This is a genomic window from Shewanella sp. SR43-8 (assembly GCF_014163775.1).
GTDB lineage: Bacteria > Pseudomonadota > Gammaproteobacteria > Enterobacterales > Shewanellaceae > Shewanella > Shewanella vesiculosa.
In genome coordinates this window covers 1-2,976 of the sequence record NZ_JACJDX010000027.1, presented here as the reverse complement: position 1 = coordinate 2,976, position 2,976 = coordinate 1, and the positions used below count along the sequence as shown (strand labels likewise).

General features: G+C 50.5%; 1 rRNA gene. It reads left to right on the top strand.

From position 1 onward, the window contains the following. The first annotated feature begins 29 nt into the window (after positions 1–29). Positions 30–2,934, top strand: a 23S ribosomal RNA gene (locus H5114_RS20130). The last annotated feature ends 42 nt before the right edge of the window (positions 2,935–2,976 follow it).

Below are 2,976 nucleotides of genomic sequence, written 5' to 3'. Positions count from 1 at the left end.
CACGTAAGTGAAACTCATTTGGGTTGTATGGTTAAGTGACCAAGCGTATACGGTGGATGCCTTGGCAGTCAGAGGCGATGAAGGACGTAATAACTTGCGAAAAGCGTTGGCGAGCTAGTAATAAGCATTTGAGCTAACGATATCCGAATGGGGAAACCCACATGCATAAGCATGTATCACAACATGAATACATAGTGTTGTGAGGCAAACCCGGGGAACTGAAACATCTAAGTACCCGGAGGAAAAGAAATCAACCGAGATTCCCCTAGTAGCGGCGAGCGAACGGGGATTAGCCCTTAAGTCTATGGGGTGTTAGTGGAATGAGTTGGAAAGCTCAGCGGCACAGGGTGATAGCCCCGTACACGAAAACTAACCATAGATGAAAACGAGTAAGGCGGGACACGTGACATCCTGTTTGAATATGGGGGGACCATCCTCCAAGGCTAAATACTCCTGACTGACCGATAGTGAACCAGTACCGTGAGGGAAAGGCGAAAAGAACCCCTGTGAGGGGAGTGAAATAGAACCTGAAACCGTGTACGTACAAGCAGTGGGAGCGGTTCTTGAGACCGTGACTGCGTACCTTTTGTATAATGGGTCAGCGACTTACATTTTGTAGCGAGGTTAAGCGAATAGCGGAGCCGTAGGGAAACCGAGTGTTAACTGCGCGTTTAGTTGCAAGGTGTAGACCCGAAACCGAGTGATCTAGCCATGGGCAGGTTGAAGGTTGAGTAACATCAACTGGAGGACCGAACCGACTTATGTTGAAAAATGAGCGGATGACTTGTGGCTGGGGGTGAAAGGCCAATCAAACTCGGAGATATCTGGTTCTCCTCGAAAGCTATTTAGGTAGCGCCTCGAGCGAATACCATTGGGGGTAGAGCACTGTTAAGGCTAGGGGGTCATCCCGACTTACCAACCCTTTGCAAACTCCGAATACCAATGAGTACTACTCGGGAGACAGACAGCGGGTGCTAACGTCCGTTGTCAAAAGGGAAACAACCCAGACCGTCAGCTAAGGTCCCAAAGTGTATGTTAAGTGGGAAACGATGTGGGAAGGCTTAGACAGCTAGGATGTTGGCTTAGAAGCAGCCATCATTTAAAGAAAGCGTAATAGCTCACTAGTCGAGTCGGCCTGCGCGGAAGATTTAACGGGGCTAAACATACCACCGAAGCTACGGGTGCATTTCATTAGAAGTGCGCGGTAGAGGAGCGTTCTGTAAGCGGTTGAAGGTGAAGGGGTAACCCACACTGGACGTATCAGAAGTGCGAATGCTGACATGAGTAACGATAAAGGGAGTGAAAAACTCCCTCGCCGGAAGACCAAGGGTTCCTGTCCAACGTTAATCGGGGCAGGGTGAGTCGACCCCTAAGGTGAGGCCGAAAGGCGTAATCGATGGGAAACAGATTAATATTTCTGTACTTCCGCTAACTGCGATGGAGAGACGGAGAAGGCTAGGCTAGCGCGGCGTTGGTAGTCCGCGTTTAAGGTGGTAGGTTGAATTCTTAGGCAAATCCGGGAATTCGTACTTAAATGTACAGGCTGAGAGCTGATGACGAGTCACTAAGGTGATGAAGTAGTTGATGCCATGCTTCCAGGAAAATCTTCTAAGCTTCAGGTTAGCGGGAATCGTACCCCAAACCGACACAGGTGGTCGGGTAGAGAATACCAAGGCGCTTGAGAGAACTCGGCTGAAGGAACTAGGCAAAATGGTACCGTAACTTCGGGAGAAGGTACGCTCCTGTTGGTGATGAGACTTGCTCTCTAAGCTGACGGGAGTCGCAGATACCAGGTGGCTGCAACTGTTTATCAAAAACACAGCACTGTGCAAAATCGCAAGATGACGTATACGGTGTGACGCCTGCCCGGTGCCGGAAGGTTAATTGATTGGGTTATCTTCGGAGAAGCTCATGATCGAAGCCCCGGTAAACGGCGGCCGTAACTATAACGGTCCTAAGGTAGCGAAATTCCTTGTCGGGTAAGTTCCGACCTGCACGAATGGCGTAATGATGGCCACGCTGTCTCCAGCCGAGACTCAGTGAAGTTGAAATTGCGGTGAAGATGCCGTATACCCGCGGCTAGACGGAAAGACCCCGTGAACCTTTACTATAGCTTGGCACTGAACATTGAACCTACATGTGTAGGATAGGTGGGAGACTTTGAAGCTTGGACGCTAGTCTGAGTGGAGTCAATCTTGAAATACCACCCTTGTAGTTTTGATGTTCTAACTCTGGCCCCTTATCGGGGTTGAGGACAGTGCCTGGTGGGTAGTTTGACTGGGGCGGTCTCCTCCCAAAGAGTAACGGAGGAGCACGAAGGTTGGCTAAGTACGGTCGGACATCGTACGGTTAGTGCAATGGCATAAGCCAGCTTAACTGCGAGACATACACGTCGAGCAGGTACGAAAGTAGGTCATAGTGATCCGGTGGTTCTGAATGGAAGGGCCATCGCTCAACGGATAAAAGGTACTCCGGGGATAACAGGCTGATACCGCCCAAGAGTTCATATCGACGGCGGTGTTTGGCACCTCGATGTCGGCTCATCACATCCTGGGGCTGAAGTCGGTCCCAAGGGTATGGCTGTTCGCCATTTAAAGTGGTACGCGAGCTGGGTTCAGAACGTCGTGAGACAGTTCGGTCCCTATCTGCCGTGGGCGTTGGATGATTGAGGGGAGCTGCTCCTAGTACGAGAGGACCGGAGTGGACGAACCGCTGGTGTTTGGGTTGTCATGCCAATGGCATTGCCCAGTAGCTACGTTCGGAATCGATAACCGCTGAAAGCATCTAAGCGGGAAGCGAGCCCCAAGATGAGTCATCCCTAGAGCTTTAAGCTCTCTAAAGGGCCGTAGGAGACTACTACGTTGATAGGCAAGGTGTGTAAGCGTTGTGAGGCGTTGAGCTAACTTGTACTAATGACCCGTGAGGCTTAACCATACAACCCAGATGGGTTTTACTGATACGACTTAGTGTTAGAAT